We start from the raw sequence: 21,281 nt of genomic DNA, 5'->3' as shown, positions 1-21,281 counted from the left end.
CGCGTGGATCTGCGGATACCGGCCGGCATCGAGATGGACGCCTATCCCGGCGATCTGGAACAGATTTTCAGCAATCTGATCATGAACTCGATCCGTCACGGTTTCGGCGCGGGCGGCGGCGGCATCATGATCGACGCCCGGCAGATGCAGGAACAGGTCGAGATCATTTATCAGGATGACGGCGCCGGCATCGCGCCCGAGTTGCACCGCAAGGTGTTCGAGCCTTTCTATACCACCAAGCTGGGGCAGGGCGGTTCCGGACTCGGTATGTTCATCGTCCACAACCTGGCCCATGGCGTGCTCAAGGGCGACATCAAGCTCGATAGCGAGTGCGGCAAGGGCGTCACCTTCACCCTGACCGTGCCCGCCGTCACGCCATAGCCGGGACTCAGGCGACCGGTACTTCCTTCAGGCCGCTCCAGGACAGCGTCGTCACTTCGGTCACCAGCACCGAGGCGCCGGTCTGGATGGTTTCCGCCAGGCGGTGCACGCCGTCGCGCACGTCGTTGATGGTTTCCTTGCCGATGTAGGTGTAGGTACCGGGCGGCAGGTGGTAGGCGCGGCCGTCGTCGGCCTTGACGCCGGCGGCGATGCCGTATTTCGACAATTCGATGCTGAAGCGCAGGATGGTATCGGGCGCCGCATCGGCAAAGGACACGTGAATTATGTAGTTGATCATAGTGAGGCCTTGATTAAGGAAGCTGAATCATGCAACAAGGCCCGGGCAAAAGCAATCCTGCATAAAAAAACCGGCAGCCTGAACGCGATCTTGAGCGCGTTCAGGCTGCCGGTTTTTTTTGCCTGCGCCGGCGATCAGGCCTGGCGGCGACGGCGTGCCATGAAACCGACCATGCCCAGGCCGGCCAGCAGCATCGCATAGGTTTCCGGTTCCGGCACGGCGGTCACGGCCGACGCGATATTGGTGGTGAAGGTGGTGTAGTTGCCGTAGCGGTTGCCGACGAATTCCTGGCCGCCCGGTGGCGTGGCGCCGCCGAAGTAGCTGGTTACGCCGACCTGGTTCTGGCCGACCGACACGCCGCTCAGCGTGATGCTGAAGTTGGCGGTGCTGTTGACCTGGTACACGGACTCGGTGTACTGGCCCCACCAGGTGAAGGTCTTGTAGCCGGCCGGCGCGCTCAGGTTCTGGCTGGTGTTGGGGCTGTCGCCCAGGCTCAGTTCCAGCTGCGACGAGGTGCCGGTGGTCCAGAAGCCGCCGTTCAGGTAGGACGTTGGCGAGCTCGAACCGACGACGGTGGCGGCGGTCGGGATGTAGATGGTGAAGCCGTCCAGGCCGATGCGGTCGCCGGCCGAACCCTGGTTCAGGTTGGTGATCGCATAGTTGAAGGTGTACTGGCCGTCCTGACCGCTCACCGTCGAGCTCAGCGCGTACTGGTTGGTCAGGTCGACGGTCGCGTTGGCGGCGCCGCAGAAGGCCAGCGCGAGTGCGAGTGCGCCAAGTTTGAAGGTGCTTTTTACGGTCATGATATTTCCCCTGTGCATGTTAATTTACTACGATGCATCAAAGATATCATGGTTTTTTGCGTATGTCGTTGTCAGATTGTAATTTTCATTGCATTTAATTAATAAACCATTTCCTCAGGGCAAAGAAAAGCCCCGATCAGGCGGCAAACCTGTCGGGGCTTAGTGTCAATGGCTGGAGAAAGCTGGTTGACTGGGGCGAATAATAGTGAAGATTTCTTAAGATTGCCTTAGTGGACATCTTGCCGTGGGACTTTGGCGGCGTGCGACTATGGTGTAGCATGCGGGACGGCGATTTGGCCGGGCGCACAGGCGCCGGCCCGCCGGTAATTCGAGGATAACTATGCAAATCAAAATTAACGACGTGTTGCGCGCCTACATCGAGCCGCTGACCGAGGCCGAGTACGCGGCGCTGGAGCGCAGCATCCTGGTGGAAGGCTGCCGCGATGCGCTGGTGCTGTGGGAAGATGTGTTGGTGGATGGCCACAACCGCTACCAGATCTGCCAGCAGCACGGCATTCCGTTCAAGGTCACGGAAAACACCAGTTTCCGCAACCTGGACGACGTCAAGCTGTGGATGATCGATAACAACCTGGGCCGCCGCAGCATTTCCGACTACCAGCGCGGCGTGCTGGCGCTGCGCAAGAAGGAGATCGTCGCCGCCCGCGTGGCCGAGCTGGCCGTGCAGGCCGCCGCCGAGGACGCCGCCATCGCGCCGCCGGAGGGCGAGGCGCCCAAGGCCAAGCCGGCCGCCATGCCGCTGACCTCGCGCGAGGACATCGCCCGCGCCGCGCGCCTGAGCAGCGCCACCATCAGCCAGATCGAAAAGATCCAGAAGACGGCGACGCCGGAGCTGGTGGAGGCGGTCCGTTCCGGCACGATTTCGATCAACGCCGCCGCCACCGTGGCCTCGCTGCCGGAAGCCGACCAGGTGGCCGCGGTCGCCGGCGGCAAGAAGGAATTGCAGAAGGCCGCCAAGGAAGTGCGCGAGCTGCGCGCCGCCTCGCGTCCCGCCAAGGAAGCGAAGGAGGGCGGCGGCGAGTACGGCCGGCCGCTGACCGAGGTTGACGAGCTGCGCGCCGAAAACGCCGCGCTGAAGGAAAAGAACGCGGCGCTGCGGGCGGAAATCACCGCGCTGCAACTGCGCATCTCGGAGCTGGTCGACGCCAGCTAAGTTGTACTTCCCCCCACCGCCCGGAGTCTGTCGATGCGTTCAAGCTTAGCCCTGATGTGTTGTGTTGCGATGAATATGGCGGTGGCGGCGCCCCCGGCGGCCAAGCCGGTGGCGGAGGCCGCGCGCCTGAAGGCGGCGGCCCAGCGCGTGACCATCCTGCGCGACAAGTGGGGCATTCCCCACGTCTACGGCAAGACCGACGCCGACGCCGTGTTCGGCCTGATGTATGCGCAGGCCGAGGACGACTTCAAGCGGGTCGAGCTCAATTACATCAACGCCATGGGCCGGCTGGCCGAAATCGAGGGCGAGGCCGAGCTGTATCGCGACCTGCGCATGAAGCTGTTCATCAATCCGGCGGACTTGCAGGCGCAGTACGCCAAAAGCCCGGCATGGCTGAAGCAGCTGATGGTGGCCTACGCCGACGGCTTGAACTACTACCTGGCCACGCACCCCGAGGTGAAGCCGGCGCTGATCACCCGCTTCGAGCCGTGGATGGCGCTCAGCTTCAGCGAAGGCAGCATCGGCGGCGACATCGAATCGGTGGACCTGAAACAGTTGCAGGAGCTGTACGCCAACGGCGCCAAACTGCCGCTGGCGCCGCCGGTACTGCTGTCGGCGCGCGGCGACGGCTTCGACCTGGACAAGGAGCCGGGCGGCTCCAACGGCTTCGCCATCGCGCCGGCGCTGAGCAAGGACGGCCACGCGCTGCTGCTGATTAATCCGCATACCTCGTTCTACTTCCGTCCCGAAGTGCAGGTGCACAGCGAGCAGGGGCTGAACGCCTACGGCGCCGTGACCTGGGGCCAGTTCTTCGTCTACCAGGGCTTCAACGACCGCCTGGGCTGGATGCATACTTCCGGCGGCGGCGACGTCATCGACGAATACCTGGAGACCATCAGCGAGAAGGACGGCCAGTTCTACTACCAGTACGGCCAGGAGCAGCGGCCGTTGAAGGCGATCGACATCACGCTGCCGTACAAGACGGCGGCCGGCATGGCCAGCAAGGTGGTCAAGGTCTACTACAGCCACCACGGCCCCATCGTGCGCGCCCGGGATGGCAAGTGGATCGCCGTGCGGCTGATGAACGAGCCATTGAAGGCGCTGACGCAATCGTATATCCGCACCAAGGCGCGCAGCTACCAGGACTTCTACAAGGCGATGGAGCTGCGCACCAACTCGTCCAACAACACCGTCTACGCGGACGCCGACGGCAACATCGCTTACTTCCACGGGAACTTCATCCCCAAGCGCGATCCGAAGTTCGACTGGAAGCATCCGGTCGACGGCAGCGATCCGGCCACCGAATGGCAAGGCCTGCACGCGGTGAAGGACACCATCACGCTGTTCAATCCCAAGAACGGCTGGATACAGAACACCAACAACTGGCCCTACACGGCGGCCGGCGCGTACAGCCCCAAGGCGCGCGACTATCCCGCCTATATGTCGATGAATCCGGAGAATCCGCGCGGCATCCACGCAGTGCGGGTGTTGGAGAACAAGAAGAACTTCACGCTCGACAGCCTGATCGCCAGCGCCTACGACACGCAGCTGCCGGCCTTCGAGCCGCTGCTGCCGCAGCTGTTCGCGGCATGGGGCGAACTGCCGGAGGGCGATACACTCAAGGCCGGCCTGGCGCCGCAGATCGCCGCGCTGCGCGGCTGGGACATGCGGTATTCGCTGGAGTCGGTGCCGACGTCGCTGGCGATCTTCTGGGCGCAGGACCTGTCGGCCACCTATGGCCCGGCAGCCAAGGTGCGCGAAGTGCAGGTGCTCGACTACATCCAGGCCGCGATCACGCCGCAGCAGCGCTTGCAGGCATTGGAGCGCGCGTCGGCCAAGCTGGCGGCGGACTTCGGTACGTGGCAGACGCCATGGGGCGAGATCAATCGCTTCCAGCGCCTGACCGGCGACATCGTCCAGCCTTTCGACGACGGCAAGCCCAGTTTGCCGGTGGCGTTCGCGTCAGCCAACTGGGGTTCGCTGGCCGCCTATGGCATGACGTCCAAGGCCAAGACCAAAAAGATCTACGGCGAGCGTGGCAACAGCTTCGTGGCGGCGGTGGAGTTTGGGCCGCGCATCAAGGCGCGCAGCATCCTGGCGGGCGGGGAGAGCGGCAATCCGGCCTCGCCGCATTTCAGCGACCAGGCCGCGATGTACGCGCGTGGGGAATTCAAGGACGTGTTGTTCTACAAGGCGGACGTGGAAAAGCATCTGGAACGCAAATACCACCCAGGTAATTAAGGCGCGCCGCCGGGCAGGCTATCGCCGATGGTCTTCGCCGGCGCGGAGCTTGCCGCCGCATCTGCAGCGGCCGCGGCCAGGGCTGCCGCTGCGGCCCGCGCCGCAGGTGAGGCGTAGCGCGTCTGCGGCGCCTCCGGAACCGCAGGCGGCGTCGGCGCCGCGACGGGCTCAACGACCGGCTCCTTGCTCCATGCCAGATTCTCAACCTTGTTGTTGCGCGGGTTGCCGTCCTTGTGGCGCACCCACTTCAAGCCCGATGGATTGGGCAGGTGCGCTTCGGCCACCAGGTCGTGCACCAGGAACTCTCCGGTACGATTGCCGTTGCGCAGCTTGACCATCAAGCCTTCCGGCGTGACCTTGGGCCGCAGCGCCGTCACTTTGGGGCCGCCGGAGGCCAGCACGCGGCCATCCTTCGACACCTTGTAAAAGTCGCTGCCGGGCACCGGTTTGGCGCTGGCCACGCCGACCGAATAAAGGGCGCCGATGGCCAGTACACCGATGATGATTAAGAGGAATTCCATGAAGTCTCGGGCTGATTACGCAATTCCCGGATACTAGCACCTAAATCGCATCGAGCGAACGGCGAATATCGGCCCTTAAATCCTCTATATCCTCGATTCCCACCGACAGCCGTATCAGGCCGTCGCCGATGCCCAGCTTTGCGCGGGTCGCCGGCGGGATGGTGGCGTGCGTCATCAGCGCTGGATGCTCGATCAGGCTTTCGACACCGCCCAGGCTTTCGGCCAGCGCGAACACCGAGCAGCTTTCCAGGAAGCGGCGCGCGCCCGGCAGGTCGGTCTTCAGGTCGATCGAGATGATGCCGCCGAAGCCGTCCATCTGGCGCTTGGCCAGTTCGTGCTGCGGGTGCGATTCCAGGCCGGGGTAGTAGACCTTGCGCACTTCCGGCTGCTGCTCCAGCCAGCGCGCCAGTTCCAGCGCGCTGCGGCAGTGGCGCTCCATGCGGATCGCCAGCGTCTTCACGCCGCGCAGCGCCAGGAAGCTGTCGAACGGGCCGGCGATCGCGCCCACCGAGTTTTGCAGGAAGCCGACCTGCTCGCACCATTCTTTCTGGTGCGGCTCGCCGCCCACCACGGCGATGCCGCCGATGATGTCGGAGTGGCCGTTCAGGTACTTGGTGGTCGAATGGACGACGATGTCGAAGCCATGTTCCAGCGGCCGCTGCACCAGCGGGCTGGCGAAGGTGTTGTCGGCCACGGCGATGATGCCGCGCTCGCGGCAGATCTTGGCGATCGCCTTCAAGTCGGCCAGCTTGAGCATCGGGTTGGTCGGCGTTTCGACCCACACCATTTTGGTTTCGGGCCGGATCGCGGCCAGCAGGTTTTCCGGGTTGGTCAGGTCGACGTAGGTGAAATCATGGCCTGCGCTGCGCCGGCGCACCCGCTCGAACAGGCGGTAGGTGCCGCCGTACATGTCGTCGCCGGCGATGATGTGCGAGCCGGCGTCGGCCAGTTCCAGCACCGTCGATATCGCTGCCAGGCCGGAGGCGAAGGCGAAGCCCTGCGCGCCGCCTTCCAGGTCGGCCACGCAGCGCTCCAGCGCCCAGCGGGTGGGGTTGTGCGAGCGGCCGTAGTCCAGGCCCTTGTGCACGCCCGGGCTGTCCTGCACGAAGGTGGAGGTGGCGTAGATCGGCGGCATGATGGCGCCGGTCGACGGGTCGGGCGATTGGCCAGCGTGGATCACGCGGGTGGCCAGGGTGGCTTTTTTGTGGTTCTTCAGATGTTGGTCGCTCAAGATAAAGTCCTTCTCAGGTGGTTCAGCAAATCGAAGCGGGTAATCAGGCCGTAGAAGGCGTCGCCGTCGGCCACCACTGCGGTCAGGCCGCGGTCGAGCGTGCTGCGCAGGGCCTGTACGCTGGCGCTGGGGTGCAGCGTTTCAAGGCGCGACGTCATGGTGGCGCCGACCAGGCTGGAAAACTGTTCCGCGTGGTTGTCGACCTTGAGCAGCAGGTCCGATTCGTCGATGATGCCGACCAGCTTGCCGCTCTCCAGTACCGGCAGCTGCGCCAGGTCGGCGCTGCGCATGCGGTTGAAGGCGATCAGCAGGGTGTCGGCGGGGGAGACGCTGACGACATCGCCCTCGTCGTAGCGACGGCCGATCAGGTCGCGCAGGTCGTGCAATGGTTCGCGCCGCAGCAGGCCCTGGTCGCGCATCCAGCCGTCGTTGTAGACCTTGGACAGGTAGCGGGTGCCGGTGTCGCAGACGAAGGTGACCACGCGCTTGGGCGTGGTCTGCTCGCGGCAGTACTTGAGCGCGGCGGCCAGCAAGGTGCCGGTCGACGAGCCACCCAGGATGCCTTCGGCGCGCAGCAGGCTGCGGGCGCTGTCGAAGCTTTCCTGGTCGCTGATGGTGTAGGCCTTGCGCACGGCGCTGAGGTCGGCGATCGACGGAATGAAGTCTTCGCCTATGCCTTCCACCGCCCACGAGCCGCTGGTGTCGGACACGTGGCCGGTGTTGACGTACTCGGTCAGGATCGAGCCCTTGGGATCGGCCAGCACGAATTCCACCTGCGGCGCGGCCTTGCGGAAGTAGTTGGTCAGGCCGGTCAGGGTGCCGGACGAGCCGACGCCGACCACGATGGCGTCCACCTCGTGTCCCATCTGGTCCCAGATCTCCGGGCCGGTGGTGGTTTCGTGCGCCAGCGGATTGGCCGGGTTGTTGAACTGGTCGGCGAAGAAGGCGCCCGGCAGCTCGCGCGCCAGCCGGGCGGCGTAGTCCTGGTAGTACTCGGGGTGGCCCTTGCCGACGTCGGAACGGGTGGTGCGCACTTCGGCGCCCAGCGCTTTCAGGTGCAGCACTTTTTCGGTGGACATCTTGTCCGGCACCACCAGCAGCACGCGGTAGCCCTTGAGGCGGCCGACCAGCGCCAGGCCCAGGCCGGTGTTGCCGGCGGTGGCCTCGATGATGGTGCCGCCCGGTTTCAGGCGGCCGTCGGCCTCGGCCGCTTCGATGATGGACAGGCCGATGCGGTCCTTGATCGAGCCGCCGGGATTCTGCGATTCGAGTTTGAGGAACAGCTGGCAGGGGCCGGTGTCCAGGCGGGTGACCTGGACCAGCGGTGTATTGCCGATGAGCTTAAACAATGCGGGGGTGGGCATGCGGTTCTCCTTGCGAACTGTGGGCACGGGCGAATTGTGTCCGCTCGTGCTTTTTTGTAAAGGGCGGATGGTAGGCCGCTCTGTAGGCGCTGGAAAGGAATGTTTCCGAGTTTGCATATGCAAAAAAAGTACCGGTTTCACTATGCTGCTTGAAAAGCAAGTATGCTCCTTTTTCTGAGGCGGCGGTTTATAATCCCGCACTTCAAAAAGGGGTAGTAGTGGCTAAACTTTATTTCCGTTATTCTGCGATGAACGCAGGCAAGTCCACCGCGATGCTGCAAGTGGCGCACAATTATGAAGAGCAGGGCCAGCAGGTGCGCCTGTTCACCGCCGCCATCGACAACCGCTACGGCGTGGGCCAGGTGACGTCGCGGCTGGGCCCGCAGCGGCAGACGGAAGTGTTCGACGCCGGCAGCAACTTCCTCGAGCTGATCGACCAGAAAATCGCCTGCCTGCTGATCGACGAGGCGCAGTTCCTCAGCACGGTGCAGGTGCAGCAGCTGCATCAACTGGCGCAGGTGCGCGGCATTCCCGTGATCACCTACGGCCTGCGCACGGATTTCCGTGGCGAGCCGTTCCCCGGCTCGGCCTATCTGCTGGCGCTGGCCGACGATATTGAAGAGTTGAAGAACATCTGCACTTGCGGCAAGAAAGCGACGATGAATATCCGCGTCGACGAGAACGGCAAGCGCATGAAGGAAGGCGAGCAGATCAGCATCGGCGGCAACGAGAGCTACCGCCAGGCTTGCGGACGTTGCTTCTATACGGACAGCCACTAAACGTTAAAACCGGGAGCATCACGATGTCGTTGAGCGTCACTGATGTGCCCGCGCTGGATAACCGGCGCGTCAAGACCAGCACCGAGGACGTGCTGATCGACCGCGTCGTGCCCGGCGAGATCCTGGTGATCGCCTTCGGCTTCGTGTCGTGGGAGACGCGGCCGGAATTCGATTTCTATGGCCGCCTGAAAAAGCTGGAGCAGGCCAGCGGGCGGCATCTCAACAAGATCCTGGTGCGCGATTCCGGCAACAGCTGGTATCACCGCACCATTGCCGGCCTGGGCGAACATCCCGACGACACGGTAGAGACGCTGCGCGCGCTGATCGCCGCGATCAAGCCGAGCAAGGTGGTCACCATCGGCCAGTCGATGGGCGCGTATGCGGCCGTCATGTTCGGCCTGCTGCTCGACGTGCAGCAGGTGATCGCCTTTGGGCCGCTGTCCTTCCTCGATGTGCGGCAGGCGCTGCTGTATCACGACCGCCGCTGGATCGCCGTGATGCGCGCGCTGGAACAGAATCGGCCCACCTCGGGCTACTACGACCTGGCGGCGCTGGGGCGGGACAGGGCAGGCGGACAGACCCGCTTGCATATCGCGTTCGGCACCAAGCCGGACCAGCCCAATTCCACCGAGTCGGTCAACCTCGACGCCATGCATGCGCACAGGCTGGCGGCGATGGGCAATTGCACGCTGTATCCGTTTCCGTATTCTGGCCACGCGGTGGTGCAGCACCTGATCGACACCAAGCGCATCAACGCGCTGTTGGCGCAGATTATCACCGGCATCGAGCTGGCGCCGGAGCCGCTTGCCATCACGCCCGCGTGGCGCGCCTGGGTGGCCGAGAACCTCAAGCTGGGCAGCACGCCGGCGGAATTGGTGGACATCCTTCAGCAGCATGGCTTTTCGTACGACAGCAGCGTCGCGGCGGTTGCTGGCGGCGGCGCATGAGGGCGCGGCGTTTGCATCATGTGGCCTGCGCGCTGTCGGTCATGCTGGCGACGCTGGCGCCGCCCGCCGTCGCGGCCGATGCGAGCACGGCAACCGCGACGGCCGATCCGCTGGCCTCGTGCCGCCTGCCGGAAATGCATTTGCGCAGCGACGTCGGCCTCGGATTCCCGCGCAATCCGCTGCGCCTGAAGACCACCGGGCAGTTGCGCTTCCGCGTGCTGTTTGTCGACTTCAGCGACGTCCCCGCGACTGTGGCGCCGCGCGAGGTCCTGTCCATCATCTCGCCGCGCGCGGAGCAGTACTTCAAGGCCGTCTCCTACGGCAAGCTGGACGTGACGCTGGCCGCCGACGAGCGCTGGATACGCATGCGCAAACCCTCGGCCGACTACCATTTCGGCCGCGACGCCTCGTTCGAATACCACCGCGCCTATTTGCAGGAAGCGATCGACCTGGCCGGTCCCTCGGTCGACTACACCGGCAGCGACGCCATCCTGGTGATCGCCAATCCCGCCACCCAGGCGATCAACTGGGGGCCGACCTTCACCGCCTCGCCCGGCCAAGGCGTGCAGGCCGGGGGCAGGGAGTTCCTCAACGGCGCCACCTCGGGCAGCGATTTGCCCACCCTGGGCTGGACTTGGTTTGCGCACGAAATCGGCCACGCGATGTCGCTGGTCGACCTGGCCGGTCCGCGTCCGCCCAAGCAGCTGTGGCATACCTACGTCGGCGAGTTCAGCGCAATGGGCAATCCGACGGGCAGGGCGCCGGAACACCTGAGCTGGGAGCGCTGGCAACTGGGCTGGTTGGACGACGCACAGGTGATCTGCACCGACGCCGCCAGCACCGTCACGCTGACCCCGGTCGAACGCGCAGGCGGCGCCAAGCTGGCCCTGGTGCCAACCGGCCCGAACACTGCGCTGGCGATGGAAAGCCGGCGTGCCGAGGGCTACGACAGCAAGCTGCCGCGCACCGGCCTGCTGGTCTACACCGTCGATACGCGGCTCACTTCGCACGACGGCGCGGTTCGCGTGCAACCGCCCGACGAAAACGACGAGCAGCATTTCCAGACGTTGCTGGCGGTCGGCCAGACGGTGACGACGGGCGAGCTGTCGGTCACCTTGCTGGCCAGCGATGCGCAGGGTGACACCTTCCGCATCCAGCGCACGCCTGCACATCGGGATTGACCTTCACAACCATCGTGGTATAGTTTTCGTACAAATTTGGTAACGTTTCCATTCTATTGTGGAAGCGCTTCCATATTTTGTACTGCGGTCCTTCATCACAAAAACCATCGGAGACTAAATGAAGACGACACTGCATCACCGCATCAAATGGATGCTGGCCCTTGCCGGGTTGGCCGTCGCCGGCGCGGGCTACGCGCAAACCGCCTTGCCGGGCAAGCTGGAGGCGGAAAGCTACACCAGCATGAGCGGCGTCGCGCTGGAAGCTACCACCGACACCGGTGGCGGCAGCGACGTCGGCTGGATCGACACCAACGACAGCATGACCTACTCGGTCAACCCCGGCAGCGCCGGCTGGTACAGCGTGCAGTACCGCGTGGCCTCGGCCACCGGCGGCGGCCAGGTGGTGCTGGCGCAGAACGGCAAGGCCATCGGCGAGACCACCGCGCTGCCCAACACCGGCGGCTGGCAGAACTGGGTCACCGTCAGCTCGCATGTGTTCCTGGCGGCCGGCCCGCAGAGCCTGACCGTGCAGGCGCGCACCGGCGGCTTCAATCTCAACTGGATCAACTTCACGCCCGAGACCACCGGCGTGACGCTGCCGGCGATACGGCAGAACGGCAAATACTGGGTCGACAACGCCGGCAACCGCGTCAACCTGCGCGGCGTCAACCTGGGCAACTGGCTGGCGCTGGAAATGTGGATGATGAATTCTAATCTTTCCAACAACGGCGCCGGCATCGGCGACCAGTGCCATCTGGAGTCGGCGCTGTCCGGCCGTTTCGGCGCGGCGGAAAAGGAACGGTTGATGTCGGTGTTCCGCGACAGCTGGATCAGCGGCCGCGACTTCGACCTGATGAAGGGCATGGGCATGAACGTGGTGCGCGTGCCTTTCCTGTACAGCCTGGTCGAGGATGACGCCCATCCGTACACGCTGCGCGCCGATGCGTGGAAATACCTGGACTACGCCATCAACGAGGCCGAGAAGCGCGGCATGTACGTGATCCTCGATTTGCACGGCGCGGTCGGCGGCCAGGCGGCGGCCGGCGAGCAGCACGACGGCTGCGTCGGCGCGGCGGAAATGTGGACCAACACCACCTACCGCGACCGCACCAAATGGCTGTGGGACATGATCGCCAGCCGCTACAAGAACCGCACCTCGGTGGCGGCCTACGACCTGCTCAACGAACCGTGGGGCACCGACGCCACCACGCTGGCCAACTTCGCCTACGAACTGTTCAACGTGGTGCGGGCCAAGGACGCCAACCACGTGATCCTGCTGCCGGGCCACAACTCCGGCATCGACGCCTACGGCAACCCGAACACGCGCGGCCTGAGCAACGTGGCGTTCTGGATGCACTTCTATCCCGGCCTGTGGGGATGGAACGAAGTGCAGGGCGCCGCCGCGCAGGCCAATATGCATGCGACCTGGCTGCACTGCAATACCAGCGGCACTGGCGAAAGCTGCGACTGGAACAACAAGCTGACCGCGCTGAACACGCCGTTCCTGATCGGCGAGTTCCAGCCGTGGACGCTGACCGGCAGCTACGGCGGCCAGATCACCCGCAAGACCTACGACATCTACAATATGTACGGCTGGGCAGCGACCAGCTGGGCATACAAGACGGTCAGCTACGGCGGCTCGAATGGTGACACCAGTTCGTGGGGCTGGGGCCTGGTCAGCAACAGCAGCAACGGCGGCGGCTTCGGCGGGCTGGACGTGGGCAGCGCCACCAACGCCGCCATCGAAAGCTACTTCCGCGGCTTCGGCACGCAGGCGCTGGTGCGCAACGAGAGCATCGCCTACTGGATGAACTGGAAGGCCGAAGCGGGCCAGCGCATCGAGGCCGAGATGTTCAGCAACCATAGCGGCATGCGCATGGAAACCACCACCGACACCGGCGGCGGCTTCAACGTCGCCAACATCGACACCAATGACTGGATGACCTATCCGATCAACGTGCCGAAGACGGGCTGGTACAACCTGCAATTCCGGGTCGCCAGTCCGAACAACGGCGGCCAGCTGGTGCTGAGCAAGAACGCCACCGATCTGGCCGCGCTGGCGGTGCCCAACACCGGCGGCTGGCAGAACTGGACCACCATCACCGGCACCGTCTACCTGACGGCGGGGCAGCAGGACCTGGCGATCTTTGCCCGCGCCGGCGGCTGGAACATCAACTGGTGGTCGTTGACGGCGCAGTAGCGCCAGTGGCCGGTGCTGCGTCGGCGACGCGGCGCAGCACCGGCGTCTTGAATTCGAAGCGCTTGATCTCGCCGACCATCAGCACATAGCACAGCACGGTGACGGCGGCGTTGGCGCCGACGAACACCAGCGCGCCGGCGAAAGAGCCGGTCTCCTGCAGGATGTAGCCGATCACGATCGGCGTGGTGATACCGGCCGTGTTGCCGAAGGTGTTGAACAGCGCACCGCTCATGCCGCCCGCTTCCTTGGGCGAGGTGTCGGCCACCACGGCCCAGCCCAGCGCGCCGATGCCCTTGCCGAAGAAGGCCAGCGACATCACCAGCACCACCAGCCAGTCGGCGTTGACGTAGTTACAGACGATCATCGACATCGCCAGCAGCATGCCGCCGACGATGGGCGTCTTGCGCGCCATCGACAGCGACTTGCCGGACCTGATCATGCGGTCGGAGATGACGCCGCCAAGCACGCCGCCGAGGAAGCCCGCCACCGCCGGCAGCGCGGCCACGAAGCCGGCCTTCAGGATCGTCATGTGGCGCTCGCTGACCAGGTAGACCGGGAACCAGGTCAGGAAGAAGTAGGTCAGCGTGTTGATGCAGTACTGGCCGATGTAGACGCCCAGCAGCATGCGGTTGCCCAGCAACTGGCGGATGCACGACCAGGTGTCGAGTTTAGTGGTGGCGGCGACCTTGTCCTTGCTTTCCAAATCCACCAACGCGCCGCCCGCTTCGATGTAGGCCAGTTCGGCCGCATTGATGCCGGGGTGGTCCTTCGGGCCATAGACCGTCTTGCGCCAGATGAAGGCCATCACGATGCCCAGCCCGCCCATCACGTAAAACACGCTTTCCCAGCCGAAGCTGTGGACCAGCCAGCCCATCAGCGGCGCGAACAGCACCGTGGCGAAGTACTGGGCCGAGTTGAAGATGGCCGCCGCCGTGCCGCGTTCGGCCGTGGGGAACCAGGCCGAGGCCAGCCGGCTGTTGCCGGGGAAGGAGGGCGCTTCGGCGGCGCCGATCAGCAGACGCAGGCAGAACAGCGTCGTGACCGCTGCGGCGCCGGTGAGGAAGCCGACGGTGCCCATCAACATCGTGAAACTGGACCACAGGAAGATGCTGAAAAAATAGGTGCGCTTGGAACCGAAACGGTCCAGCAGCCAGCCTCCCGGCAGTTGCGCCAGCACGTAGGACCAGGCGAAGGCTGAAAACACAAAGCCCATCTGTACCGGCGACAGGCCCAGCAGCTTCTTGAGTTCCGGCCCTGCGATGGCGATGGTGGCGCGGTCGGCGTAGTTGATGGTGGTGACGGCGAACAGGATGGCGAGTATCAGCCAGCGTACCCGGCTCGCTTTGTCAGGCTGCGGTGTCATGCGGTCTCCTTATCATGGTGGTTTTTAAACGATCATAACTTAGATGTCAGACATCGTACAACTGTATTGTGTGCAATTGACGCCGTCCCGTCGCCGTGCGACGATGCGGCCATGAGCAGCCTGTTTGAATGTAGTACGCTCGCGCCGGCGTGGTTATGCCATCACCGCGACATTCTGTTGTACCTGGCGCCGTCGCTAGTGCTGGCGCTGCTGATCCGCGCTTTATCGGCGCGGCATCCCTTCTTTTTCCTTTTTACGGTCGCCGGCACCATCTGCCATGAGCTGGCCCATTTCGTCGCCGGCCTGGTGACCTATGCGCGGCCGGCCGCCTTCACCGTCATTCCGCGGCGGGTCGGGCAGGGCTGGGAGCTGGGATCGGTGCGCTTGACGCGGGTGCGCTGGTACAACGCGGCGCCGTCCGCGCTGGCGCCGTTTGTGGTGGTGGTGCTGCCGTTCGTGGTGGCGTGGTGGCGCACCCGGGCCGGACTGCATTTCCAGTGGATAGACCTGGCGCTGGCGTTTGCCGTGGCGCCGCAGTTCCTGGCCTGCTGGCCGTCGACGGTCGACTGGAAAATCTCGCTGCGCTCCTGGCCCTACCTGCTGATCGCAGGCTTGCTGTGGTGGTCGGTGCCTTACTGGTGGCCGCTGCTGAAATCGATCTGACGGCCACCGTCCGCGCCTAGTGCTGGTGCGCGCTGTTCAAAGGCTTCACGACCGCGTCGATCGCCACCTTGCTGCGGACTTTGTTCGCGTCCTCAAACTCCAGCGTCAGCGGGATCTTTGCGCCGTCGGTCAGCGGCTGCTTCAGCTGCATCAGCATCAGGTGATAGCCGCCGGGAGCCAGCTGCACAACTTGGCCGGAAGGCAGCGCCAGGCCATCGACCTGGCGCATGCTCATCATGTCGTTCACCATTTTCATTTCGTGTACTTCGACCACGCCGGCCGCCGGTGAGCTGGCGCCGACCAGGCGGCTGTCTTTCGCCGAGGTCAGCGTCATGAAGGCGCCGGTGGCTTTTTGCGAGGCCACGGTGCCGCGCACCCAGGCCTCGCTGACGGTGACTTGCGCGAAGGCGGGCAGGGCGGCGAGGAGCATCAGGTAGATCATGCGTTTCATTGGAAGAGTCCTTTCAGGAAGCTGGTTTCTTTTTTAGGTTGCATCAGTTTGCGCAGATCGGCTGCGCATTGCTGGGCGGTTTGTTCGTGCTTGAAGGCTAGGCGGATCTTGCCGGCGGCGTCGAACACATAGGTGATGGCCGTGTGGTCCATCGTGTACGAGCTGCCGCTGGGGACTTTGCGATAGAAGATCTTGAAGTCCTTGGCCGCCTTGGCGGTTTGCGCCACGTCGCCGCGCAGGCCGACGAAGGCCGGATCGAAGGCGCGCATGTATTCGGCCAGCAGCGCGGCGGTGTCGCGCTCGGGATCGATGGTGACGAAGACGACTTGTATCTTGTCGCCATCGGCGCCCAGCAGCTTTTTGATCTCGACCGCGCGCGACAAGGCGGTCGGGCAGACGTCCGGGCATTGCGTGAAGCCGAAGAACAGCAGCACGTATTTGCCCTTGTAATCCTGCAGCGAGGCGGGCTTGCCGTCGCCGTAGGTCAGGCGGAAGTCCGGGCCGATGCTGCTGCCGGTGATGTCGATGCCGGTGTAGGCCGGCGGCGCGGCATGCGCGGCCAGCGGCAATGCAGCCAGCGCGGTAAGTAGGGTACGGCGTTGCATGGTTAATCCTGTGAGTCGTTGAACAGGCGCACGCCAGCCGTCGCCGGTGCGGCGTGGCTGCATGCGGTCTACAGGGACGTCAGGACAGGGCGGGCGGTCCGCGCGGCTGCGCGCTCGACCAGTTGAACAGCGGGGTGGGGGATTGATAGTGCAGCGCAGGGTAGGCGTCGTGACCGCGCAGCACGGTCAGCAGGCCGGCCGGCGCTGGCGGCGGCGCGTAGGTGTCGGCATGGGGGGCGCAGAACACGCAGTGCTTGAGCGCGTGCGAGGACGTGTCGCCCGGCGCCGGCTTGGCCGGTGTGGCGCTGCAAATTTCCAGCACCAGCGGATCGCGCGCCAGCGTCGCCATCGCGTGGCCGATCGCCGGGGCGAGCAGGTTCAGCAAAATCGCAATGCATACGATCAGGCTGTGGCCGCGCCGGTGCTTCAGAAATTTACCCATGGCGCAATTATAGGGCAAATAAAAAACCGCCACCTGCGAGGGTGGCGGTTGTGGGACGGAGCTGGGATTACTTCAGCGCCAGCCGGACCGGTGCGCCGTGGCGGTCGCCCAGCTTGAAGATCCGCACCACCTTTTCCAGATCGGCGGCCTGGTCTTGCAGCGCATGCGCGGCGGCGGCCGCTTCCTCGACCAGCGCGGCGTTCTGTTGCGTGACCTGGTCCATCTGCGCGATCGCTTCGTGCACCTGGCCGATGCCGGCGCGCTGCTCGTCGCTGGCGGTGCTGATCTCGGCCATGATGTCGGTCACGCGGCGCACGCTGACCACCACTTCCTGCATCGTCGTGCCGGCCTGCGCCACCTGCGCGCTGCCGATGTCGACCTTGCTGACCGAATCGTCGATCAGCGCCTTGATTTCCTTGGCCGCCGTGGCCGAGCGCTGCGCCAGGTTGCGCACTTCCGACGCCACCACCGCGAAGCCGCGGCCTTGCTCGCCGGCGCGCGCCGCTTCCACCGCCGCGTTTAGCGCCAGGATATTGGTCTGGAAAGCGATGCCGTCAATGACCGAGATGATGTCGACGATCTTGCGCGAGGACTGGTTGATCGAGCCCATCGTATCGACCACCTGCGCCACCACTTCACCACCCTTGGCCGCGATGCCGGAGGCGGCCAGCGCCATCTGGTTGGCCTGCGCGGCGTTGTCGGCGTTCTGCTTGACGGCGCTGCTCAGCTGCTCCATCGAGGCGGCGGTTTCCTCCAGGCTGGAGGCCTGTTCTTCGGTGCGCGACGACAGATCCAGGTTGCCGGCGGCGATCTCGTTGGACGCAGTGGCGATCTGCTCGGCGCCCGCTCGTACCTGGCCGACCACGCCGGACAGGTTGTTGCTGATGCCGTTCAGCGCGCGCAGCACCAGGCCGATCTCGTCCTTGTTGTCGATGGCCAGTTGCACATCCAGGTCGCCTTGCGCGATGCGGGTCGCGGCCGCTTCGGCGCGGGCCAGCGGGCGGGTGATGTTGGCGCGCACCAGCAGGAACAGGATCGCGGCGAACAAGGCCAGCGACACCAGGCCCAGCGCGGCGTAGCGGTTGCGCAGCTGGCCGGCCTCGCGGGTGATCTCCTCGGTGTAGGTGCCGCCGACGATCAGCCAGTTCCACGGCTTGAAGGTATGGAACTCGACCATCTTCTCGCGCGGCGCGGCGCCGGCGCTGTCGGCCCAGTCGTAGCGCATCGAACCTTCCTTGGCCTCCAGCATGTCCTTGACGAAGGGGCGGCCGTCGCTGCTGGCGCTGTCGATCAGGTTCTCGCCTTCCTTGGCGGGGTGCACCAGCGCCGTGCCCAGCGTCTTGCCCGGTGCGGCGTTGACAACGTAGATGTAGCCGGTGTCGCCGATCTTGATGGCCTTGATTTTTTCCTTCAGCATGGCCATGTTCTTCGAGATGTCCAGGCCGATGAACAGCACGCCGATAACCTGGCCGCTGGCGTCCTTGATCGGGTCGTATTGCGTGATGTACTGCTTGCCGAACAGCGTGGCCAGGCCGATGTAGTTGGCCCCGGCGCGCAGCGGCGCGTAGCTCGGGTGGCCATGGTCGAGCTGGGTGCCGACCGCGCGTTCGCCGTTTTCCTTCTTCAGCGAGGTGCTCACGCGCACGAACTCGTCGCCGCTGGCGGCAAAGATGGTGGCGACCACGCCGGTGTCGGCGGTGAACTTGTCGGGGATGGCGAAGTCCAGGTTCAGCGTCTTGCCGTCGTGCTTGAGCGAGGGCGTGGCCTTGCCGCCGATGTCGACGGTGGTGGCGCTGTCGAGCGTAAACTTGCCGTCGCCGAAGCCGGCCGCGAACAGGCGGGCGAAGCTCGATGCCTCGTTGGTCATGGCGGTGTTGAACACGTCGATCGTGTTGCTGATGCCGCCCAGCGTGTTGGCGACATTGGCCTTGGCGCGTTCGGTCAGCATGGCCGAGGTGCTCATGTTGATCAAGCTGAGCAGCATGGCCAGGATGACGGCGATCAGGCCGAAAGTGAACACGGTAATCTTGGTACCGACACCCCAGTCGCGGGGATTCATAGTAAAGGTTTGCATTGTTTTTCTTAGGTCAAGGTGGTGCGCTATAAGACCACTAGGATACCACATATTTTCTATGCGGCAACAATCATGACAATAGAAGTAAAGCTGGTTTCATTTCAGTCTTGCTTAAGCTTGGGCAGGGACACTGCAAACTCCCAGCGCCGCAGGGTAGCCTATCCTGTAGAATGGAACGGCAGGCAGGAGCACTGCGCGCGACGATTAATTGATAACACTACGTTTCGGAGTAAGCCGATGAAGAAGCAAATACTGTTAGTAGCCGTGTTGGCGGCGCTGTCAGTGCAGGCCGGCGCGGCCGTGCCAGAAAAAGCGGCGGCGGAGACCGTACTCAAACCCCAGCCGGGCCAGGCCCAGGCGGCCGTATGGGCCTCGCGGGTACTGACCAAACTGCATTACAAATCCACTCCGTTAGACGATGCGATGTCGGAAAAGATCTTCGACCGCTATTTCAAATCGCTGGATTCGGAAAAACTGTTCTTCACCCAGGCCGACCTCGACCAGTACGCCATCGTCCGCACCCGCCTGGACGACGCCATCACCGGCGAGAACCTCAGCGTGCCGTTCGCCATCTACAACCAGTACCAGCAGCGCTTCAACGAGCGCATCGCCTACGCCCGCGAACTGCTCAAGACCAAGCCCGACTTCTCCCTCGACGAGAGCTATCAGTACGACCGCGAGAAGGCCGACTGGGTCAAGAGCGACGCTGAAATGAAGGAACTGTGGCGCAAGCGCGTCAAGAACGACTGGCTGCGCCTCAAGCTGGCCGGCAAGGACGACAAGGGCATCCGCGACACGCTCGACAAGCGCTACGAGAACTACGTCAGCCGCTCGCGCAAGCTGACCAATGAAGACGTGTTCCAGATCTTCATGAACGCCTACGCCATGTCGATCGAGCCGCACACCAACTACCTGGGCCCGCGCGCGTCGGAAAACTTCGACATCGCCATGCGCCTGTCGCTGGAAGGCATCGGCTGCGTGCTGCAAACCCGCGACGAATACACGGTGGTGCGCGAAGTCGTGCCGGGCAGCCCGGCCGGACTGTCGGGCAAGATCAAGGTCGGCGACAAGATCCTCGGCGTGGCCAAGGACGACAACTCGCCGATGACCGAAGTGCTGGGCTGGCGCATCGACGACGTGGTCGCGTTGATCCGCGGCCCGAAAGACTCCACCGTGCGCCTCGACATCCAGCCGGTCGACGCCGGCGTCGACGGCAAGCACACCACCATCTCGCTGGTGCGCAAGAAAATCAGCATGGAAGAGCAGTCGGCCAAGAAATCCATCCTGGAAGTCAAGGACGGCACGGCCAAGCGCCGCATCGGCGTGATCTCGCTGCCGACCTTCTACCAGGACTTCGAAGCCAGCCGCAAGGGCGACAAGGACTACAAGAGCGCCACCCGCGACGTGGCCCGCCTGCTGGCCGAGCTGAAGAAGGAAAAAGTCGACAACGTGCTGATCGACCTGCGTAACAACGGCGGCGGTTCGCTGTCCGAGGCGGTGCAGCTGACCGGCCTGTTCATCGACAAGGGCCCGGTGGTGCAGCAACGCACCGCCGACAACAAGATCGAAGTCGAAAGCGACACCGTTCCCGGCATGGCCTGGGACGGTCCGCTGGGCGTGCTGATCAACCGTGGTTCGGCCTCGGCCTCCGAGATTTTCGCGGCCGCGATCCAGGACTACGGCCGTGGCGTCATCATCGGCGAGCCGAGCTTCGGCAAGGGGACGGTGCAAACCATCTTCGGCCTGGACCGCTTCGCCCAGAGCGACAAGGTGCACTACGGCGAGTTGAAGATGACCATCGCCCAGTTCTTCCGCATCAACGGCGGCACCACGCAGCTGCGCGGCGTCACGCCCGACATCAAGCTGCCGACCATGGGCGATTCGGACACCTTCGGCGAATCGAGCTACGACAATGCCTTGCCGTGGACCTCGATCAAGCCGGCGCCGTACATCCCGACCGGCGACCTGAAGGACATCCTGCCGCTGCTGGACAAGAAGCATGAGGCGCGCGTGGCCAAGGACAAGGACTTCCAGTACCTGGCCGAGGACATCGCCCTGGTCAAGAAGCAGCGCAAGGACAACCTGATCTCGCTGAACGAGACCGTGCGCCGCAAGGAGCGCGATACCCAGGAAGCGCGCGCCAAGCTGCGTGAGGCGCGTCTGCTGTCGACCACGCTGGGCGCGGACGATCCGGTCCTGGTGCCGGATCCGAAGGATGCGCTGAACAAGGCGATCTCCGCCAAGCCGGCCAACGGCAAGGCGGCGCCATCGCCGAAAGTGGCGGCGGTCAAGGGCGCCTTGCGCACCGACGACGGCCTGCAGGGCGACGAGCGCTCGCTGACGGCGGAACTGGATGCTGAAAAAGCCGCCAAGGCCGCCAAGGACGTGCTGCTGAACGAAGCGGTCCACATCCTGGCCGACGAAGTGGGCTTCCTGAAAACCGACACCCGCATGGCCTCGCGCGTGCTGCCTTACGCGGTGGACGCCAGCAAGTAAGTTGTCACAGTCAGTCTGGCCCCGTGTAGTTTGCGGGGCCATTTTTTTGAGTTATTCACATTTGAAATCA

Annotated in this window: 19 protein-coding genes; 9 read left to right on the top strand and 10 right to left on the bottom strand. The window is 64.3% G+C overall.

Features of this window, described 5'->3' with window-relative positions:
- The first annotated feature begins 3 nt into the window (after positions 1 to 3).
- Positions 4 to 381 (top strand): sensor histidine kinase, encoded by a 378-nt coding sequence (locus tag D0T21_RS09190; protein WP_116994325.1) that lies wholly within the window; start codon positions 4 to 6, stop codon positions 379 to 381.
- Between the two features lie 7 nt (positions 382 to 388).
- Here the strand turns inward: D0T21_RS09190 and D0T21_RS09185 are convergent, their stop codons facing one another.
- Both D0T21_RS09185 and D0T21_RS32390 read right to left on the bottom strand, forming a co-directional pair.
- Complete coding sequence (locus D0T21_RS09185) at positions 389 to 679, bottom strand: type V toxin-antitoxin system endoribonuclease antitoxin GhoS (protein ID WP_116991019.1); 291 nt, start codon at positions 677 to 679, stop codon at positions 389 to 391.
- A 134-nt stretch (positions 680 to 813) separates the two neighbouring features.
- Positions 814 to 1,482 carry a PEP-CTERM sorting domain-containing protein gene (locus tag D0T21_RS32390; RefSeq protein ID WP_229211397.1) on the bottom strand — a complete coding sequence of 223 codons (669 nt, stop codon included), beginning with the start codon at positions 1,480 to 1,482 and terminating at the stop codon, positions 814 to 816.
- Between the two features lie 340 nt (positions 1,483 to 1,822).
- Here D0T21_RS32390 and D0T21_RS09175 point away from each other — a divergent pair, with 340 nt between their 5' ends.
- A complete protein-coding gene (locus tag D0T21_RS09175; protein ID WP_116991018.1) occupies positions 1,823 to 2,653 on the top strand; it encodes a hypothetical protein in 831 nt (276 codons plus the stop codon).
- A 33-nt stretch (positions 2,654 to 2,686) separates the two neighbouring features.
- Positions 2,687 to 4,894 (top strand): acylase, encoded by a 2,208-nt coding sequence (locus D0T21_RS09170; RefSeq protein WP_116991017.1) that lies wholly within the window; start codon positions 2,687 to 2,689, stop codon positions 4,892 to 4,894.
- Here D0T21_RS09170 and D0T21_RS09165 read toward each other — a convergent pair.
- The 3 genes from D0T21_RS09165 to D0T21_RS09155 are packed head-to-tail and all read right to left on the bottom strand — an operon-like array spanning position 4,891 to position 8,010.
- Complete coding sequence (locus tag D0T21_RS09165; RefSeq protein ID WP_116991016.1) at positions 4,891 to 5,415, bottom strand: HNH endonuclease; 525 nt, start codon at positions 5,413 to 5,415, stop codon at positions 4,891 to 4,893. The two genes, D0T21_RS09170 and D0T21_RS09165, sit on opposite strands and share 4 nt — an antisense overlap.
- Before the next feature lie 40 nt (positions 5,416 to 5,455).
- The gene (locus tag D0T21_RS09160) at positions 5,456 to 6,631 is read right to left on the bottom strand and encodes a PLP-dependent aspartate aminotransferase family protein (RefSeq protein ID WP_116991071.1); all 1,176 of its coding nucleotides are present in this window, start codon (positions 6,629 to 6,631) and stop codon (positions 5,456 to 5,458) included.
- 11 nt (positions 6,632 to 6,642) lie between these two features.
- Positions 6,643 to 8,010, bottom strand: a complete 1,368-nt coding sequence (locus D0T21_RS09155) for a cystathionine beta-synthase (protein ID WP_116991015.1) — start codon at positions 8,008 to 8,010, stop codon at positions 6,643 to 6,645.
- Positions 8,011 to 8,228: 218 nt separating this feature from the next.
- On the opposite strand from D0T21_RS09155, the gene D0T21_RS09150 reads away from it, so the two are divergent.
- From D0T21_RS09150 to D0T21_RS09135, 4 genes are all read left to right on the top strand, one after another.
- Positions 8,229 to 8,789, top strand: a complete 561-nt coding sequence (locus tag D0T21_RS09150; RefSeq protein WP_116991014.1) for a thymidine kinase — start codon at positions 8,229 to 8,231, stop codon at positions 8,787 to 8,789.
- Between the two features lie 23 nt (positions 8,790 to 8,812).
- On the top strand, positions 8,813 to 9,736 hold the full coding sequence (locus D0T21_RS09145; protein ID WP_116991013.1) for an alpha/beta fold hydrolase: 924 nt from the start codon (positions 8,813 to 8,815) through the stop codon (positions 9,734 to 9,736).
- Positions 9,733 to 10,917, top strand: coding sequence for a hypothetical protein (locus tag D0T21_RS09140; RefSeq protein ID WP_147328059.1), 1,185 nt, complete (start codon positions 9,733 to 9,735; stop codon positions 10,915 to 10,917). The genes D0T21_RS09145 and D0T21_RS09140 overlap by 4 nt, the downstream gene beginning before the upstream one ends.
- A 118-nt stretch (positions 10,918 to 11,035) precedes the next feature.
- Positions 11,036 to 13,117 (top strand): carbohydrate-binding protein, encoded by a 2,082-nt coding sequence (locus D0T21_RS09135; RefSeq protein ID WP_229211396.1) that lies wholly within the window; start codon positions 11,036 to 11,038, stop codon positions 13,115 to 13,117.
- Here D0T21_RS09135 and D0T21_RS09130 read toward each other — a convergent pair.
- Positions 13,089 to 14,480, bottom strand: coding sequence for an MFS transporter (locus D0T21_RS09130; protein ID WP_116991011.1), 1,392 nt, complete (start codon positions 14,478 to 14,480; stop codon positions 13,089 to 13,091). The two genes, D0T21_RS09135 and D0T21_RS09130, sit on opposite strands and share 29 nt — an antisense overlap.
- Before the next feature lie 111 nt (positions 14,481 to 14,591).
- Here D0T21_RS09130 and D0T21_RS09125 point away from each other — a divergent pair, with 111 nt between their 5' ends.
- Complete coding sequence (locus D0T21_RS09125; protein WP_116991010.1) at positions 14,592 to 15,143, top strand: hypothetical protein; 552 nt, start codon at positions 14,592 to 14,594, stop codon at positions 15,141 to 15,143.
- A 16-nt stretch (positions 15,144 to 15,159) separates the two neighbouring features.
- Here D0T21_RS09125 and D0T21_RS09120 read toward each other — a convergent pair whose 3' ends face one another.
- From D0T21_RS09120 to D0T21_RS09105, 4 genes are all read right to left on the bottom strand, one after another.
- Positions 15,160 to 15,594 carry a copper chaperone PCu(A)C gene (locus D0T21_RS09120; protein WP_116991009.1) on the bottom strand — a complete coding sequence of 145 codons (435 nt, stop codon included), beginning with the start codon at positions 15,592 to 15,594 and terminating at the stop codon, positions 15,160 to 15,162.
- Positions 15,591 to 16,199, bottom strand: coding sequence for an SCO family protein (locus D0T21_RS09115; RefSeq protein ID WP_116991008.1), 609 nt, complete (start codon positions 16,197 to 16,199; stop codon positions 15,591 to 15,593). The genes D0T21_RS09120 and D0T21_RS09115 overlap by 4 nt, the downstream gene beginning before the upstream one ends.
- 79 nt (positions 16,200 to 16,278) lie before the next feature.
- Positions 16,279 to 16,641, bottom strand: a complete 363-nt coding sequence (locus D0T21_RS09110) for a DUF2946 family protein (protein WP_116991007.1) — start codon at positions 16,639 to 16,641, stop codon at positions 16,279 to 16,281.
- Positions 16,642 to 16,708: 67 nt separating this feature from the next.
- Positions 16,709 to 18,715 (bottom strand): methyl-accepting chemotaxis protein, encoded by a 2,007-nt coding sequence (locus D0T21_RS09105; protein WP_229211395.1) that lies wholly within the window; start codon positions 18,713 to 18,715, stop codon positions 16,709 to 16,711.
- 237 nt (positions 18,716 to 18,952) lie between these two features.
- On the opposite strand from D0T21_RS09105, the gene D0T21_RS09100 reads away from it, so the two are divergent.
- Complete coding sequence (locus tag D0T21_RS09100; protein WP_116991005.1) at positions 18,953 to 21,211, top strand: carboxy terminal-processing peptidase; 2,259 nt, start codon at positions 18,953 to 18,955, stop codon at positions 21,209 to 21,211.
- Positions 21,212 to 21,281: the final 70 nt, after the last annotated feature.

The sequence above is a fragment of the Duganella sp. BJB476 genome, from assembly GCF_003416895.1.
GTDB lineage: Bacteria > Pseudomonadota > Gammaproteobacteria > Burkholderiales > Burkholderiaceae_D > Rugamonas.
Note: the sequence above shows the minus strand (reverse complement) of the source record. Positions and strands in the feature narration are given on the sequence as shown.

What these genes read in the sequence shown, in the direction of transcription:
- D0T21_RS09185 (WP_116991019.1), bottom strand. Translation starts at nt 679, where the DNA reads ATGATCAACTACATAATTCACGTGTCCTTTGCCGATGCGGCGCCCGAT.
- D0T21_RS32390 (WP_229211397.1), bottom strand. Translation starts at nt 1,482, where the DNA reads ATGACCGTAAAAAGCACCTTCAAACTTGGCGCACTCGCACTCGCGCTG.
- D0T21_RS09175 (WP_116991018.1), top strand. Translation starts at nt 1,823, where the DNA reads ATGCAAATCAAAATTAACGACGTGTTGCGCGCCTACATCGAGCCGCTG.
- D0T21_RS09170 (WP_116991017.1), top strand. Translation starts at nt 2,687, where the DNA reads ATGCGTTCAAGCTTAGCCCTGATGTGTTGTGTTGCGATGAATATGGCG.
- D0T21_RS09165 (WP_116991016.1), bottom strand. Translation starts at nt 5,415, where the DNA reads ATGGAATTCCTCTTAATCATCATCGGTGTACTGGCCATCGGCGCCCTT.
- D0T21_RS09155 (WP_116991015.1), bottom strand. Translation starts at nt 8,010, where the DNA reads ATGCCCACCCCCGCATTGTTTAAGCTCATCGGCAATACACCGCTGGTC.
- D0T21_RS09145 (WP_116991013.1), top strand. Translation starts at nt 8,813, where the DNA reads ATGTCGTTGAGCGTCACTGATGTGCCCGCGCTGGATAACCGGCGCGTC.
- D0T21_RS09140 (WP_147328059.1), top strand. Translation starts at nt 9,733, where the DNA reads ATGAGGGCGCGGCGTTTGCATCATGTGGCCTGCGCGCTGTCGGTCATG.
- D0T21_RS09135 (WP_229211396.1), top strand. Translation starts at nt 11,036, where the DNA reads ATGAAGACGACACTGCATCACCGCATCAAATGGATGCTGGCCCTTGCC.
- D0T21_RS09130 (WP_116991011.1), bottom strand. Translation starts at nt 14,480, where the DNA reads ATGACACCGCAGCCTGACAAAGCGAGCCGGGTACGCTGGCTGATACTC.
- D0T21_RS09125 (WP_116991010.1), top strand. Translation starts at nt 14,592, where the DNA reads ATGAGCAGCCTGTTTGAATGTAGTACGCTCGCGCCGGCGTGGTTATGC.
- D0T21_RS09120 (WP_116991009.1), bottom strand. Translation starts at nt 15,594, where the DNA reads ATGAAACGCATGATCTACCTGATGCTCCTCGCCGCCCTGCCCGCCTTC.
- D0T21_RS09115 (WP_116991008.1), bottom strand. Translation starts at nt 16,199, where the DNA reads ATGCAACGCCGTACCCTACTTACCGCGCTGGCTGCATTGCCGCTGGCC.
- D0T21_RS09110 (WP_116991007.1), bottom strand. Translation starts at nt 16,641, where the DNA reads ATGGGTAAATTTCTGAAGCACCGGCGCGGCCACAGCCTGATCGTATGC.
- D0T21_RS09105 (WP_229211395.1), bottom strand. Translation starts at nt 18,715, where the DNA reads ATGCAAACCTTTACTATGAATCCCCGCGACTGGGGTGTCGGTACCAAG.
- D0T21_RS09100 (WP_116991005.1), top strand. Translation starts at nt 18,953, where the DNA reads ATGAAGAAGCAAATACTGTTAGTAGCCGTGTTGGCGGCGCTGTCAGTG.